This window comes from Pseudomonas sp. Root401, from assembly GCF_001425105.1.
Lineage (GTDB): Bacteria > Pseudomonadota > Gammaproteobacteria > Pseudomonadales > Pseudomonadaceae > Aquipseudomonas > Aquipseudomonas brassicacearum.
Genome location: NZ_LMDO01000012.1, coordinates 333,496 through 348,205 on the forward strand (window position 1 = coordinate 333,496; position 14,710 = coordinate 348,205).

13 protein-coding genes are annotated in these 14,710 nt (G+C 63.2%); 3 read left to right on the plus strand and 10 right to left on the minus strand.

Features of this window, described 5'->3' with window-relative positions; genetic code table 11:
• Positions 1–3: 3 nt before the first annotated feature.
• The 10 genes from tssH to tssA all read right to left on the minus strand — a co-directional run bounded on the left by tssH (position 4) and on the right by tssA (position 10,831).
• Positions 4–2,694 (minus strand): type VI secretion system ATPase TssH, encoded by a 2,691-nt coding sequence (gene tssH, locus ASC85_RS11420; protein WP_014340891.1) that lies wholly within the window; start codon positions 2,692–2,694, stop codon positions 4–6.
• On the minus strand, positions 2,687–3,739 hold the full coding sequence (gene tssG / locus ASC85_RS11425; RefSeq protein WP_057449400.1) for a type VI secretion system baseplate subunit TssG: 1,053 nt from the start codon (positions 3,737–3,739) through the stop codon (positions 2,687–2,689). The genes tssH and tssG overlap by 8 nt, the downstream gene beginning before the upstream one ends.
• Positions 3,703–5,562 carry a type VI secretion system baseplate subunit TssF gene (tssF, locus tag ASC85_RS11430; protein ID WP_046064494.1) on the minus strand — a complete coding sequence of 620 codons (1,860 nt, stop codon included), beginning with the start codon at positions 5,560–5,562 and terminating at the stop codon, positions 3,703–3,705. The genes tssG and tssF overlap by 37 nt, the downstream gene beginning before the upstream one ends.
• Positions 5,559–6,071 (minus strand): type VI secretion system baseplate subunit TssE, encoded by a 513-nt coding sequence (gene tssE / locus ASC85_RS11435; protein ID WP_003206934.1) that lies wholly within the window; start codon positions 6,069–6,071, stop codon positions 5,559–5,561. The genes tssF and tssE overlap by 4 nt, the downstream gene beginning before the upstream one ends.
• The gene (locus ASC85_RS11440; protein ID WP_057449401.1) at positions 6,065–6,514 is read right to left on the minus strand and encodes a hypothetical protein; all 450 of its coding nucleotides are present in this window, start codon (positions 6,512–6,514) and stop codon (positions 6,065–6,067) included. The genes tssE and ASC85_RS11440 overlap by 7 nt, the downstream gene beginning before the upstream one ends.
• Positions 6,511–6,966, minus strand: coding sequence for a type VI secretion system amidase effector protein Tae4 (locus ASC85_RS11445; protein ID WP_013694574.1), 456 nt, complete (start codon positions 6,964–6,966; stop codon positions 6,511–6,513). Before ASC85_RS11445 ends, ASC85_RS11440 begins: the two co-directional genes overlap by 4 nt.
• 81 nt (positions 6,967–7,047) lie before the next feature.
• A complete protein-coding gene (locus ASC85_RS11450; RefSeq protein WP_003206927.1) occupies positions 7,048–7,536 on the minus strand; it encodes an Hcp family type VI secretion system effector in 489 nt (162 codons plus the stop codon).
• Positions 7,537–7,694: 158 nt separating this feature from the next.
• Positions 7,695–9,203, minus strand: coding sequence for a type VI secretion system contractile sheath large subunit (tssC, locus tag ASC85_RS11455; RefSeq protein WP_057449402.1), 1,509 nt, complete (start codon positions 9,201–9,203; stop codon positions 7,695–7,697).
• Positions 9,204–9,205: 2 nt separating this feature from the next.
• Entirely contained in the window at positions 9,206–9,712 is a 507-nt protein-coding gene (gene tssB / locus ASC85_RS11460) for a type VI secretion system contractile sheath small subunit (protein WP_003206923.1), read from the minus strand.
• An 81-nt stretch (positions 9,713–9,793) separates the two neighbouring features.
• Positions 9,794–10,831, minus strand: a complete 1,038-nt coding sequence (tssA, locus tag ASC85_RS11465; RefSeq protein WP_057449403.1) for a type VI secretion system protein TssA — start codon at positions 10,829–10,831, stop codon at positions 9,794–9,796.
• Positions 10,832–11,246: 415 nt separating this feature from the next.
• Here tssA and tagH point away from each other — a divergent pair, with 415 nt between their 5' ends.
• From tagH to tssK, 3 genes are all read left to right on the plus strand, one after another.
• A complete protein-coding gene (gene tagH / locus ASC85_RS11470) occupies positions 11,247–12,782 on the plus strand; it encodes a type VI secretion system-associated FHA domain protein TagH (RefSeq protein ID WP_057449404.1) in 1,536 nt (511 codons plus the stop codon).
• A 68-nt stretch (positions 12,783–12,850) separates the two neighbouring features.
• Entirely contained in the window at positions 12,851–13,357 is a 507-nt protein-coding gene (gene tssJ / locus ASC85_RS11475) for a type VI secretion system lipoprotein TssJ (protein ID WP_057449405.1), read from the plus strand.
• Positions 13,358–13,372: 15 nt separating this feature from the next.
• Positions 13,373–14,707, plus strand: a complete 1,335-nt coding sequence (tssK, locus tag ASC85_RS11480; RefSeq protein ID WP_024619030.1) for a type VI secretion system baseplate subunit TssK — start codon at positions 13,373–13,375, stop codon at positions 14,705–14,707.
• Positions 14,708–14,710 lie beyond the last annotated feature (3 nt).

Sequence of the window (14,710 nt, forward strand, 5' to 3'; positions counted from 1 at the left end):
AGGTCAGGCCGCGTCGCTGAAATCGTACTGCAATTCGTTATCCACGGCGCTGATCCGCACCCCGGCCAAAGCCTTGCCTTCGAGCATGCGGGTCAGGAACTCGCGGCTCATGTCCGGCAGCAGGCTGTTGGTCAGGATGGTGTCGATCATGCGCCCGCCGCTTTCGGTTTCGGTGCAACGCGAGACGATCAAATCGATCACCGCGTCGTCGTAGTCGAAGGCGACTTTGTGGGTGCTTTCCACGCGCTTCTTGATGCGGTTGAGTTGCAGGCGGGTGATGGCCTTGAGCATCTCGTCGCTGAGCGGGTAGTACGGGATCGTCACCAGGCGGCCCAGCAAGGCCGGCGGGAAAATCTCCAGCAGCGGTTGGCGCAGGGCCTTGGCGATTTCTTCCGGCTCGGGCACGTTCTGCGGGTCTTTGCAGACCTGGGCAATCAACTCGGTGCCGGCGTTGGTGGTCAGCAGGATCAAGGTGTTCTTGAAGTCGATCACCCGGCCTTCGCCGTCCTCCATCACGCCTTTGTCGAACACCTGGAAGAAAATCTCATGCACGTCCGGGTGGGCCTTTTCCACCTCGTCCAGCAACACCACGCTGTACGGTTTGCGCCGCACGGCTTCGGTCAGCACGCCACCTTCGCCATAGCCGATGTAGCCCGGTGGCGCGCCCTTGAGGGTCGACACGGTGTGGGCTTCCTGGAACTCGCTCATGTTGATGGTGATGACGTTCTGCTCGCCGCCGTACATGGCTTCGGCCAGGGCCAGGGCGGTTTCGGTCTTGCCCACGCCGGAAGTGCCGGCAAGCATGAACACACCAATCGGCTTGCTCGGGTTGTCGAGGCCGGCGCGGGAGGTCTGGATGCGCTTGGCGATCATCTGCAAGGCATGGTCCTGGCCGATGATGCGTTTCTTCAGGTGCTGGTCGAGGTTGAGCACGGTTTCCAGTTCGTTGCGGGCCATGCGGCCCACCGGGATACCGGTCCAGTCGGCGACCACCGAGGCCACGGCCTGGTAATCCACGGTCGGCAGGATCAGCGGGGTTTCGCCTTGCAGCGCGGTCAGGCGCTGTTGCAGGTCCACCAGTTTCTCACGCAGTTGGTGGCTTTCGTTGTCAGAAGCTTCGCTGTTGTCTTCGCTGTCCACCACGCCAACGCGCTCGCGCAGGGTGGCGCGGGTGGCGAGCAGTTCGTCCACCAGGGTTTTCTCTTCGGCCCAGCGGCCTTCCAGCTCGGCCAGGCGTTCGCGCTCGGCGCTCAGCAGGGTTTCGCTCTGGGTCTGGCGGCTGCCGATGACCACGCCAATCGCGTGTTCACGGGCGATGATTTGCAGCTCGGTTTCCAGCGCTTCGATGCGCCGACGGCTGTCGTCCACTTCGGCCGGTACGGCGTGCAGGCTGATGGCGACGCGGGCGCAGGCGGTGTCCAGCAGGCTCACGGATTTGTCCGGCAGCTGGCGCGCGGGAATGTAGCGGTGGGACAGCTTGACCGAGGCTTCCAGGGCTTCGTCGAGGATCTGCACCTGGTGGTGTTTTTCCATGGTCGAGGCCACGCCACGCATCATCAGCAGGGCCTTGTCTTCCGACGGCTCGGCCACTTGCACCACTTGGAAACGGCGGGTCAGGGCCGGGTCTTTTTCGATGTGCTTCTTGTACTCGGCCCAGGTCGTGGCGGCCACGGTGCGCAAGGTGCCACGGGCCAACGCCGGCTTGAGCAGGTTGGCCGCGTCGCCCGTGCCGGCGGCGCCACCGGCACCCACCAGGGTGTGGGCTTCGTCGATGAACAGGATGATCGGCTTGGGCGAGGCCTGGACGTCTTCGATGACCTGGCGCAGGCGCTGTTCGAACTCGCCTTTCATGCTTGCGCCGGCCTGCAACAGGCCCACGTCAAGGCTGCGCAGTTCCACGTCCTTGAGGGCCGGTGGTACGTCGCCGGCGACGATGCGCAGGGCGAAGCCTTCGACCACGGCGGTCTTGCCCACGCCGGCTTCACCGGTGAGGATCGGGTTGTTCTGCCGGCGGCGCATGAGGATGTCCACCAGTTGGCGGATCTCTTCGTCACGGCCGACGATCGGGTCGAGCTTGCCGCTGCGGGCCTGCTCGGTGAGGTCGACGGTAAAGCGCTTGAGGGCTTCCTGCTTGCCCATGGCGCTAGGGGCCATGGCGCCGCTGGCTTCGCCCGGCACGGCACCGGCATTGAAGCCGTCGCTGGCGGTCAGGGCGTTTTCCGGCGAGTCGCCGACGTATTCGTCAAAGCGTTCGCTCAGGGCTTCGACCTTGACCTTGTCGAACTCCGACGACAGGCCCAGCAGCGCGTGGCGCAGGCTCGGGGTCTTGAGAATGCCCAGCACCAGGTAACCGGTGCGCACCTGGCTTTCGCCGAACATCAGGCTGCCGTAGACCCAGCCGCGTTCCACGGCTTCTTCGACGTGGGACGACAGGTCGGTGATCGACGTCGAACCCCGTGGCAGGCGGTCCAGGGCTTCGGTCAGGTCACGGGCCAGGCGCGCCGGCTCGATGTTGAACTGGCGGATGATGCGGTGCAGGTCCGAGTCCTGCAGTTGCAGCAACTGGTGAAACCAGTGGGCCAGTTCCACATAAGGGTTACCGCGCAATTTGCAGAACACGGTGGCGGCTTCAATGGCTTTGTAGGCCACGCTGTTGAGTTTGCCGAACAACGCGGCGCGACTGATTTCACCCATGCTCATGGCTCCTTGAGGTCTGTGAGGTGTTGGCCTGTTCGGCATAATGCCGGGCCAGTATTAAATCGTTGGCATCTGTTTCGGGACGGCCCAGCCAGGTGTTGAAACCCAGGCGGAAACGCCCATTGAGTTGCAGTGTCGGGACTTCGGGTTGTTCCAGGACCAGGTTCAGGTCCCAGTCCAGTTCATGGCCCAGGTATTCGGCGACCCAGGCCACCAGCTCGTTGAACGGTTGGCTGCCGGGCAGCATGCCCATGTAGTCAACGAGCTTGAGTGGCCCCAGGCGAATACGGAATTTGTGCTGGCGATCCCACACGAAGCGGCCCAGGCAGAAGTCCACGCCCAATTGGTGAGCGCTGACCCCGACGCGGCTGCGTTCGGGCAGTTCCAGCCATTGGCCGACGTACTCTTCGATCTCCACCGGCAGGCCGAAGTACTCACCGAGGATCGCCTTCAAACCGTCCGGGTAGCGGGTTTGCGCCGCCAGGTGGCCGCTGTAGTGCAGCTTCGCCGTGTCGGGGATCAGCCCCTGGTTGAGCAGGCTCGGCATACCCCGGCCGCTGAGGGCGGCCAGGCGCGCCGACCAATAGTCATCGTCCGGGCGATCATGGCTGACCGTTGGCCGCGCTTCGGCCCAGGCCCGATAAAACAGGCTGAGCAGGCGATGGTGGAACACATCGAGGAAGCGCTTGCTGGTGCTGTCGGCGTTGTTGCGCTGGCGTTCGCGCACGTATTCGGTGATGTGCAGCGGCATCGGGCCGTTGGGGCCGCCGAGACCGAAGAAAAATTGCTCCAGGCGCGCCGGCGCACCGTCGCTGCCCGGTTGCACCGAGGCGAGGGTGGCCGGGGCGAAGGTGCATTCGGCCCGTTGTCCGAGGCGCAACGGGTCATCGGCCAGGCGCAGGGAATGGCCCAGGCGCGGCAGCTCGGGGGATTCGCACTCGATGCGTCGCAGCGCCTGGAAGAAGTCATATTCCCAGGGCTCCTGGTGCATCGCCTCCAGGGTACTCACAGGGTCGGACGACGTCCGGGCTTGGCTTTCCATCGCATGATCTCGCCGCGTTCGGTGGTACGGATCACCGTCTCGGTAAAACTGTTGATCGACACGTAGCGTGCCAGGAAGCGCTCGAACACCGCGCCGAGCAGGAACACCCCGGTGCCGCGAAACGCGTTTTCATCGAATTCCAGGGTGATTTCCAGGCCTCGACCAAACACGATCGGGCCGGGCATCGGCAAGCGCCGGGTGCAGGCTTTGCTGCTGACTTCGCGCAGGCCTTCGATCTGCAACTGCAGCGCCGCGTCGTTGCTGTCGCCGTACAGGCGCAGCAGTTCACGCAGGGCGGCTGCGCCTTGGCCTTGTTCGCTCAACGACAAGTAGTTCAGCGACAACTGGCTGATCAGCCGCCAGGCCTTGGCGTCGTGGGCGTGGCTGGCCCGTGGGCGACTGGGCCCGGCCACGCAGCGCACGGCGCCAACCGGCGCACTGTCGGCGAGGGTGAAGTCGGTCTTGCCGTTGCCCACGCTCATGAACAGCGGCAGGTCGCGGTTGGTGCACAGCGCGGTCACGCCCAGTTGGCGCAGGTCGTGGCGATAGGGCGCTTGCTGGCTGTCCACCAGGCTGACGAAGGTTTCGCTGCCGATGTAGGTCGAGCGCGGGCCGTTGCGCCGCTGGTCGCTGGACAGCACGCGCGGTTCGCGCCGTACCGTGTAGTAGGCCTGGTCGCGGCCATAACGGGACGGATCGCGCACCGCGTAGAACGGCAGGAACGGTTGCTCCGGCCCGGTGCCGTGGCCGGTGAGGCCGTTCAGCGAATGCACTTCGAAATCCATCGGCCGGGTACGGTCGGCGATCACGTGGTGTTCGTTGACCCGATCCGACAAGTGAATGCGATCCAGGCGCTTGGGGAACAGGTTGATGGCCGGGGTGCAGAACGGCAGGAACTGCGAAGCGCCGACGCTGCCTTCCAGGCTCGGATCGTGACGGTCGAACAGCACGATCAGCTCCAGTTCCTGACCGTCGCAACGCTTGACCGCGCGGCTCAACTGGGTGAAGTCGACAAACAGGAAACGGTGGGGCAGGGCGAAGTATTCCTGCAACAGGCGATAGCCCTGGAAGGCCCGCGGCACCACCGGCAGCGCGGCGTCGGCATCGTCGAAGCCGCGCGAGCGCAACGCATCCTGCGGCAGCCGCTCCACCCAGTCGCCGCCGGGCTTGCGGGCGAACACCGCGCAGGCATTGCCCAGCAATTGTTCGTAGAGGCGGAAAGGCTGTTCGTCGGCACCGCTCAAGTACAGCGGCAGGTTGTCCAGGGCCAGGCTGTTGAACGGCAGCTCGGCGCCGGTGCGCAGTGTGATGCGCAGGCCGGCCTTGGCTTTCGGTTCGCTGGCGGCCAGGCGCCCGAGCACGGCGGACGGGTTGCCGAAGTACTCGGCCTGGCTGACCTGCAACGGCCACAACGTCACCGCGTGGGCGGTGCGGTACTCGCAGCAGGTCTGGGTTTCACGCCCCAGGGCGGCACGCAGGACCGTATCGCGCGGCAGCGGGAAACCACTGCTCAGCGAGCCTTCGTCCGGGTCGGCCTGCAATTGCACCACGGTCATCGACGGCGTCGGCGCCAGGTAATGCGGGTAGGCGATTTCCAGCAGGTTGTGGGTGAAGGTCGGGTACTCGGCGTCGAGCTTGAGCTGCACCCGCGCCGTCAGGTAGGCGAAGCCTTCCAGCAGGCGCTCGACATACGGGTCGGCGCAGTCCATGCCGGACAACGTCAGCCGACTGGCGATCTTCGGGTATTCCTTGGCGAACTCCGCCGCGCTTTCGCGCACGTGGTGCAGTTCCTGGTTGTACAGCTCCAGCAGGCGTGGGTTCATGAGCGTCTCCGCTGGTCGGCGTTGACCACGCGCACATGGCCGGTTTCCAGGTCCAGGTCGGTTTGCAGCATCAGGCGCAGCGGCACCGGCTGCGCCCAGAGGTCGCCTTCGATCTCGAAACTCAACGCGTTGTGGTTCATCTCGGCCGTCGCTCGGGCGCGCACCCGCAGGGTGTGGCGCAGGATTCGCGGTTCGAAGGTGGCAATGGCCTGGTGGATCAAGGTTTCCAGGGCCGAGACATCGACGTTCGACGCGCTGTTGCCGGCCAGTGCCGGCAGCCCGAAATTCACCACCGAGGTGCCCGCCGGGGTATGCAACGTGGCATCGGCGCTGAGCAATGAGGTGGTGTTGAGCAGCCACGCCAGGTCACGCAGCACCGAGGCTTTTAATTGGGTCAGGGAGAGCACGCGCTTGTCGGCGCTTTCCTTCGGGTTGGTCGGATCGTCGTCGGTCAACCGGTCCAGCAGGGACGGTTGAAGGCGATCGCGGGTGGCGATTTCGGTTACCAAGTGAAAAGGCCCGTGTAATTCTTCTGGTCACCTGTGCCGCGCATGCAACTGGCGTTGCGCGCGATAACCGAGGGCTCGAGCTGCCCATTGATCTGGCGCACGGCGCGGTATTCGGAGCGACATTCTTGATTGTTATGGGGGCCAGCAGATACATGGACAACGATGACAATAGGCACCTTACCGAAGGTCTCGACGTGGGGTTTGCCCTGTCGATCGACCGTGAACTGGCAGGGCCAAGCCAAGTCGAGTGGCATCAGGGTCTGGTCGGGCTTGCGCAGCGCGCAGCGCGCCTGGTCGTTTTCCAGCCTCAACGTTTGCCCGCCCATCGAGACGACCTGCTCCACCGCTACGGGGGCCGTTGTCGACGGGGATTGCTGTTGGGCACAGGCGGTCAGGCTGGTCAATAGGCAGACCACCCATATCGCGCAGTGAGTCTTGATCATACGAGCTCCCAGAACCAGATCGCTCGGGATCGATAGGCCGGATCGTCATACCCGAGGGTTAGGCCACGGTTCCAGAGGTCGATATGATCGCCGGTGCGACCTTCCGAGGCCTCTCCCACTTGCTGGAAACAATCCTTGAAGAAAATCAGGCCAGTCTTGTCTTGCAGCTTGCGTCGGTCCGCGGCAGTTCCGCCGAGGATCAACGGGCGACCCAGATGATGTTTCCACAGCCAATTTGCCAATGACTCGGCCCCTCGTGCATGCCCATGGACGCACTTGGGTTCGGTGTAGGTGGACTTGTTGACTTTGACGGTCAGCTCGGTGTTGAGCGTGATGCTCATGCGAATCGCGCATTGGTTTGCCCAAGGACCGTCGCAAGGTTTCGCGTCGGGATAGGTCACCAGCAAATCGGAATAGGCTTTCCACAGATTGATAAACGAGGGCTTGGCCATGGCTCAGACACCGGAAGGGAAAGGAATGGTTGCGAGCAAGCACCAAACACCCCCGGCGCGTGGCACCGGGGGCGTGTTCGATTACACCTTGACGTTCTGACGGATGTTCCAGCCGAACTTGACCGGACCGCCTTCCTTGGTGCCGTCGGCTTTCTGTGGCTGGTAGTCCACCAGCACCTTGGCGAAGTTCAGGGTGACGTTTTCGGTCAGGCGATCATCGCCGCCCGAGCCGCCGGTGCTCAGGGACGTGACCAGCACTTCTTCCAGGTTGATGATCATGTACTCGACCTGGCTTTCACCGCCGGCCTTGCGCACGGTCAGCTTGACCTTGTCGATGTGCTTGCCGCTGGCGCAGTGCATCATCAGGTTTGGCGACGCCTTGTCGACGTACTTGGTCAGGGACAGGTCCTGGACGTTGACCTTGCCCGCACCACCGCCGCTGCCCACGTGCATGTTGCCGGACTGGGACATGCCCCAGCTCCAGTTCAGGACATCGATCTCGTCCTTGTGGGCCTTGTCCATGGACTCGCCCTTGATGTCGCCAATCTTGATGAAAATATCAACAGCCATGTTTTCTCCCTGTGTGGTCTCTACCACATTGTGTTTTGTTGATCGTTCCCACGCTCTGCGTGGTAACGCATCTGGTGACGCTCCGCGTCACTGGGACGCGGAGCGTCCCGGGCGGCGTTCCCACGCAGAGCGTGGGAACGATCACATCAAGGTCGGTGTTATGCGCCCTTGGCCGACGGCAGTTTCGATACCAGGCGCAGCGACACGGTCAGTCCTTCGAGCTGGTAGTGCGGGCGCAGGTAGAACTTGGAGTTGTAGTACCCCGGGTTGCCTTCGACTTCTTCGACGATCACTTCGGCTGCAGCCAACGGGTGCTGGGCCTTGGTGGTCTCGGTGGAGTGCGCCGGGTCACCGTCGACGTAGTTGAGGATCCAGTCCTGCAACCAGCGCTGCATCTCGTCCTTCTCTTTGAAGGAACCGATCTTGTCGCGCACGATGCACTTGAGGTAATGGGCGAAACGGCAAGTGGCGAACAGGTACGGCAGGCGCGCGGCCAGGTTGGCGTTGGCGGTGGCGTCCGGGTCGTCGTATTCGGCCGGTTTCTGCAACGACTGGGCGCCGATGAACGCGGCGAAGTCGGTGTTTTTCTTGTGCAGCAGCGGCATGAAACCGTTCTTCGCCAGTTCCGCTTCACGGCGGTCCGAGATGGCGATTTCGGTTGGGCACTTCATGTCCACGCCACCGTCGTCGGTCGGGAACGTGTGGGCTGGCAGGTTTTCCACTTCGCCGCCGGACTCCACGCCACGGATGCGCGAGCACCAGCCGAAGTGTTTGAACGAACGGTTGATGTTCACCGCCATCGCGTAAGCGGCGTTGGCCCAGGTGTACTTGGAGCTGTCGGCGCCGTCCGTGTTTTCTTCGAAGGCGAAGGCTTCCACCGGGTCGGTCTTGGCGCCGTACGGCAGGCGCGCCAGGAAGCGTGGCATGGTCAGGCCGATGTAGCGCGAGTCTTCCGATTCACGCAGCGAGCGCCAGCCGGCGTATTCCGGAGTGGTGAAGATCTTGGTCAGGTCGCGCGGGTTCGACAGTTCCTGCCACGAGCCCATGCCCATCACGGTCGGCGATGCCGCAGCGATGAACGGGGAGTGCATGGCCGCGCAGACTTTCGACAGTTCGCCCAGCAGCTCGACATCCGGTGGCGACTGGTCGAAGTAGTAGTCGCCTACCAGGCAGCCGTAAGGCTCGCCGCCGAACTGGCCGTATTCTTCTTCGTACATCTTCTTGAAGATCGGGCTCTGGTCCCACGCGGTGCCCTTGAATTTCTTCAGGGTCTTGTGCAGGTCGGTCTTGGAGACGTTGAGCACGCGGATCTTGAGCTGCTCATCGGACTCGGTGTTGTTGACCAGGTAGTGCAGGCCACGCCAGGCGCTTTCCAGTTGCTGGAAGTCGGGGTGGTGGATGACCTGGTTGACCTGGGCGGTGAGCTTGGCGTCGATGGCGGCGATGATCGATTCGATCGACTTGATGGCGTCGTTGGACACCAGGTCGGTCTGCGCCAGGGCCTGTTCGGCCAGGGTGCGTACGGCCGTTTCGACGGCTTCGCGGGCGCGCTCGGTCTTGGGTTTGAATTCTTGCAGCAGCAGGGACGCGAACTCGCTGGTTTCTTCGGTTGCGCCCAGGTTTTGCACCTGACTTTCTAAAGGGCTGCGAGCTGAATTGTCTGTCATGGTCATTGGTCCTGTGCTGGCTTCGGCGCGCTCGCCAGGGCCTGCAACAGCGCTGGGTCCTTGATCGCCTTCATGATGATTTCTTCGGCGCCGGTCTTGCCGTCCATGTAGGTCAGCAGGTTGGCCAACTGGGTGCGCGCTTCGAGCAGCTTGTTCAGCGAGTCGACCTTGCGGGCCACGGCCGCCGGGCTGAAGTCGTCCATGCTTTCGAACGTCAGGTCCAGGCTCAGGTTGCCTTCGCCGGTCAGTTCGTTAGGCACATGGAACGCCACGCGCGGCTGCATGGCCTTGAGGCGCGAGTCGAAGTTGTCGACGTCGATCTCGAGGAACTTGCGATCAGCCACCGCTGCCAGAGGCTCGGCGGGCTTGCCGGCGAGGTCGGCCATCACGCCCATGACGAAGGGCAACTGGACCTTTTTCTCGGCGCCGTAGAGCTCGACGTCGTACTCGATCTGCACTCGAGGCGCGCGGTTGCGCGCGATGAATTTCTGAGAACTTTGCTTCGCCACGTTGCTGCTCCTGGTCGCTTGAGCGACGGTGTTGGCGTCATCGGGGGTACCGGTGACGTGACTGCGTGATCCGTTCGCTTTTTATTCGCTGTCTGGGCCGCGCAGGTTTTCAAATTGACTCATGCCGTCGGGAATCAGGTTGCGCACGATGGCCGCGAAGTCCGCGTGCACCAGATTCTTGGCCCGGTTCAACAGCACCGGCAGCGGGCTGGAGGGCTCATGACGGGTGTAGTAAGCGAGAATCCGGTCCAGGCTGCGCAGCACGTCGTCGCGGTTGTTGATTTCGCCGCTGACGCTGCTCGTGCTGGTGTTGCGCGGTGTGCTTGGCGCGCTGGCATATTCCGTTGGCGCGGCGCTGTCGTCGCTGATCGGATCGGACAAGGCGCTGTCGCCGCTCTGCGGGGCGAACTGGCCGAGAATCTGCAGGGCCATCTTCAGCGGTTGCTTCAGCGGGCCAAGGTCCACGCCTTGGGCGGAACCGACCTGGTCGCTGACCTGTTGTTCGATGGCTTCGGCGGCGCTGCGGGCTTCGAGCAGGGCGGCACGGGTGATTTCCAACTGCTCGGGGTCGCTGTCGAGCAGAGCCCCGGCGAGCTGTTCGGCGCCGAGGTTTTCATCCGGGAAACTTTGCAGGCCGCTGGCGTTGGCGGCGGCGCGCAGGCTGACGGCACCGAAGGTCCGCGAGCGGGCCAGGATGCTTTCGCGCAGCAGGCGAATGGTGACGTCGGACGTCAGGCCGGCGAGGGCATTGATGCGCACGGTGGGGTCGTTGTCGTCATCGGCGTCCAGGCGCGGATGCAACTCGGCCCAGTATTGCTTGAGCAGTTCGCTGATCAGCGTCAGCACACGGGCCATGCCCGGCAGGCCTTCGAGGGCCAGGGAGCTTTGCAACAGGAAATGGGTGATGCGCAGGTCTTTGCTGCGTTGCAGCAAGTCCAGGCTCTGCTGCTGGATGCTGCGCCATTCAGGAGGTTCGGCAGGCAGGATCGAATCGCCCATGCTGCGTTCGGGCTGACCCCGGGAGTCGCGTTCCAGACGCAAGAAGTCCGCGTCATATTCCAGATCCTCACCACACGGCGAAGTCGCGGAAACGGCGGCGAGCAACAAAGGCACATCCACTTGGATCGATCTCCCTATCACCCGCTGAAGAAGTCGGGCAGTTCACACGCAAGTTTCGGATGAAACTCACATGTTCCTTGACGGTAATGGCCTTTTAAATCTTAAGTGATTTTAAAGTGCCATCATCTATATTCAAGAAGTTGTGCATTTTTGGTGTAGTACTTATCGCTTGTCAAGGTAAGCTATTTCACCAGTGTAGCCCCTATGTAACAGTTGTGATGCGCTTAACAGCCTGCTCGACCCATCGGTCGAAGCAGCAACTGACGTGGGGTTTTTGTCACGCAAGGCGGTTATGATCAGCAATCATGCTGGCAAAAAGCCGTTTCGCGGTGGTTGGCAAGGTTGTTGGTGGGTAGTCAGGGTCCGAATCCTCACTTCACCCGCCCGCGCGCGATGTATTCAGCAAGGAGGCAAGATGCCGCTGTGTTTGACTATCACTAGTTATCACAAGATTACCCCAGGCCAGTGTTCTGAGAAGTCCATGGACCAGGGGGTGATGGCAATTGGCCGTAATTCCGATAATGACTGGGTATTGCCTGACCCTGAACGCCTGGTTTCCGGCAAACATTGCGTCATCCAATACAAAGACGGGCGTTATTATTTAACTGATAACAGTACTAATGGTGTGGAATTGGTCAAGGCTGGTGTTCGCCTGCGCAAGGGCAACAGCGAACCCCTGCAAGACGGTGAAGTGATCCGCATCGGTGATTATGAAATCCAGGCGCGCGTCGATTTCAGCCTGCCGGTCACCGACAGCAACCCGTTTGCCGAATCGCCCAGCAGTTTCGAGGCCTTGATGGGGCGCCAGGGCGCCGCCGTGCATACGCCGTCGCCGCTTCATACGCCATCGCCGATTCAAGTGGCTCCGCCTGCGCATTTCCAGGGTGGGTCGGCCATGGACACCTTGCCGGACCTGTTCGATTTCTTGAGCCCGAGCAGTGTCCCGCCCGCCACCCAGCCCGACCATGTTCCGGCCGAGCAACACGATTTCCGCCCGCCGACACCGATTCCCCGGCCGAGCCCGCCGCCCGTGGTCGAACCCGTTATACCGCCGTCTGCCTCGGTGATTCCGGATGACTGGGACCCGTTCAGCGACAAGCCCGCGCCAGTGGCCCCGCTGCCCGTGGCCCCGCCGGCTGTGCCGCTACCGCCGGTGGTTGAGCCGGTCGCGACGCCTGCCCCGCAAGCCCCGCTCGCCGACATCTTTGCTGAAATCATTGCACCGCCGCCGCCAGCCGTGCCCGAAGCGTCGGTCACCCGCGTCGAGCCCCCGGTCGCACCTCCGGTTGCTCCGGTTGCTCCGGTTGCTCCGGTTGCTCCGGTTGCTCCGGTTGCTCCAGTCGCCCCGGTCGAGGCCAACCAACCCGACTTGCTGCAAGCGTTCCTGCGCGGTGCCGGGCTGGACCAGTTGCGCCTGGACAAGGCCAACGCCGAAGCACAGATGGAAAGCATCGGGCGCAGTTATCGGTTGATGGTCGAAGGCCTGATCGATGTCTTGCGCGCCCGCAGCAGCCTCAAGGGTGAGTTCCGTATCCAGCAGACGATGATCCAGCCGGTGGAAAACAACCCGCTGAAATTCGCTCCCAACGTCGATGAAGCCCTGTTGTTGCTGTTGCGCCACGGCAACCAGGCGTTCATGGCCCCGGACGCGGCGGTGCGTGACAGTTTCGATGACTTGCGGGCCCACCAATTGGCGGTGATGGCCGGCGTGGAAGCGGCCATCAAGCATTTGCTGGGGCGTTTCGAGCCGGCGCAACTGGAAGAGCGCATGGCCAAGCCCGGTGGGCTCTCGGGTATTTTCAGCGGCTCGCGACAGGCCCAGTACTGGCAGCAGTTTACCGAGCTCTACAGCAACATTTCCCGGGAAGCCCAGGAGGATTTCCAGGACCTGTTCGGTCGCGAGTTCAGCCGCGCCTACGAAGAACACAGTACGCGACAGCGACGCCGCTAAGCGGCGCCGTCCCATAACAAGATTGATCGGCACACAACGGATAGCTCAAACGTCATTGAGGACGCAGGATGATTCCCAGGTTTTTACTCGCAGTCGCCACCGCGCTTCTGCTGACGGCGTGCGCCAAGGATGCGGCCAACCCCCAGCCCGAAGAAGCTGAGGCCGACACCGCCGCCATCGAGCTGCACTTTCACGCCATTGCCGGCCTCAACCCCGGCGCCACCGGCCAGCCGGCCCCGGTTCGGGTGCGCATTTTCGAACTGAAAAATGCCGCCACCTTCGGCCGTGCCGATTATTTCGCCCTCGCCGAACGGGCCCAGGCCACGCTGGGCGCCGACCTGATCGACCAGGACGAAGTGCTGATCCAGCCCGGCCAGCAACTGAGCCTGCAACGCGACCTCGACCCGGCCACGCGGCATATCGGAATACTGGTGGGCTATCGCGAGCTGGACCAGTCGCTGTGGCGCACGGTGATGAATGTCCCGGCGCGCGAATACACCGAATACCAGATCAGCCTCGATGTGCGCGCCGTGCGCAGCGCCGTCGTCGTCCCCCCATCCAGCCCTGCCCAATAAGCAATCGGAGCCCCCATGTCCTGGAACAATCGCGTGGTCTGGTCGGAAGGCATGTTCATTGGAACGCAGCACTTCCAACAGCATGACCGTTACCTGGAAAACCTCATCGACGCACGCAGCCGCCCGTTGTCGGCCGGCGCCTGGGGTTTTTCCGAATTGCTGATCGACCAGGGCCTGCTGGCCCAGGGCAAGCTGGCGATCATCTCGGCGCGCGGCCTGTTGCCGGACGGTACGCCCTTCAACATTCCCCAGGATGACCTGGCGCCGATCCCATTGAACGTCGACGACAACCTGCGCGATGGCCTGGTGTACCTGGCCCTGCCGCTCAAGCGCGCCGGCGCCCGGGACACCGTGGACGAAGGCGAAGACCTCGGCGCTGCGCGTTATGTGAGCCAGGTGTGCGAAGTGCGCGACGACAACGCACCGTTCGAAAACCGCGCACCGGTGGCCCTCGGCTCGCGGGCGCTGCGGTTGTTGACCGAACAGGATGGCATCGGCGACTACGCCGCCATTGGCGTGGTGCGCATCAAGGAAAAACGCGCCGACCGTGCGTTGGTGCTCGACGACGCCTACATCCCACCGCTGCTGGATGTGATCGCCTCCAAGCCGCTGGCGGCGTTCCGCAGTGAGCTGCTGGGCCTGCTGCATCAACGCGGCGAAGCCCTGGCCGGGCGGGTGGTGGCGTCCGGCGCCGGGGGTGCCTCGGAAATTGCCGATTTCATGCTGTTGCAACTGGTCAACCGTGCCCAGCCGCTGATCCAGCACCTGAGCCAGTTGAGCCCGCTGCATCCCGAGCGTTTCTACAGCGAGCTGGTGAGCCTGGCCGGGGAGTTCTCCACGTTCACCGCCTCCGGGCGACGACCGCAACAATATCCGCCTTACCAGCACGATGACCTGGCGCTCAGCTACGCGCCCGTGATGCAGGCCCTTCGCGAAGCCCTGTCGATGCTGATCGACAGCAAGGCGACGCCAATTCCGATTGTCGAGAAAGCCTACGGCATCCACGTGGCGATGCTGGCCGACAAGACCCTGCTCGACAGTGCCAGTTTCATCCTGGTGGTGCGCGCCGACGTGCCGGCCGAGACCCTGCGCGGCCGCTTCGGCCAGCAGAGCAAGGTCGGTTCGGTGGAGCACATCCGCGACCTGGTCAACCTGCAATTGCCGGGCATCGGCCTGCTGCCGTTGCCGGTGGCGCCACGGCAGTTGCCGTACCACGCCGGCTCCACTTACTACGAGCTCGACCGGGGCAGCGATCACTGGCAGCAGTTGAGCAACTCCGGCGGCTTTGCGTTCCACATCGCCGGCCAGTTCCCAGGGCTGAACCTGGCCTTCTGGGCGATCCGAGGATAAACC

What these genes read in the sequence shown, in the direction of transcription:
- tssH (WP_014340891.1), bottom strand. Translation starts at nt 2,694, where the DNA reads ATGGGTGAAATCAGTCGCGCCGCGTTGTTCGGCAAACTCAACAGCGTG.
- tssG (WP_057449400.1), bottom strand. Translation starts at nt 3,739, where the DNA reads ATGGAAAGCCAAGCCCGGACGTCGTCCGACCCTGTGAGTACCCTGGAG.
- tssF (WP_046064494.1), bottom strand. Translation starts at nt 5,562, where the DNA reads ATGAACCCACGCCTGCTGGAGCTGTACAACCAGGAACTGCACCACGTG.
- ASC85_RS11440 (WP_057449401.1), bottom strand. Translation starts at nt 6,514, where the DNA reads ATGATCAAGACTCACTGCGCGATATGGGTGGTCTGCCTATTGACCAGC.
- ASC85_RS11445 (WP_013694574.1), bottom strand. Translation starts at nt 6,966, where the DNA reads ATGGCCAAGCCCTCGTTTATCAATCTGTGGAAAGCCTATTCCGATTTG.
- ASC85_RS11450 (WP_003206927.1), bottom strand. Translation starts at nt 7,536, where the DNA reads ATGGCTGTTGATATTTTCATCAAGATTGGCGACATCAAGGGCGAGTCC.
- tssC (WP_057449402.1), bottom strand. Translation starts at nt 9,203, where the DNA reads ATGACAGACAATTCAGCTCGCAGCCCTTTAGAAAGTCAGGTGCAAAAC.
- tagH (WP_057449404.1), top strand. Translation starts at nt 11,247, where the DNA reads ATGCCGCTGTGTTTGACTATCACTAGTTATCACAAGATTACCCCAGGC.
- tssJ (WP_057449405.1), top strand. Translation starts at nt 12,851, where the DNA reads ATGATTCCCAGGTTTTTACTCGCAGTCGCCACCGCGCTTCTGCTGACG.
- tssK (WP_024619030.1), top strand. Translation starts at nt 13,373, where the DNA reads ATGTCCTGGAACAATCGCGTGGTCTGGTCGGAAGGCATGTTCATTGGA.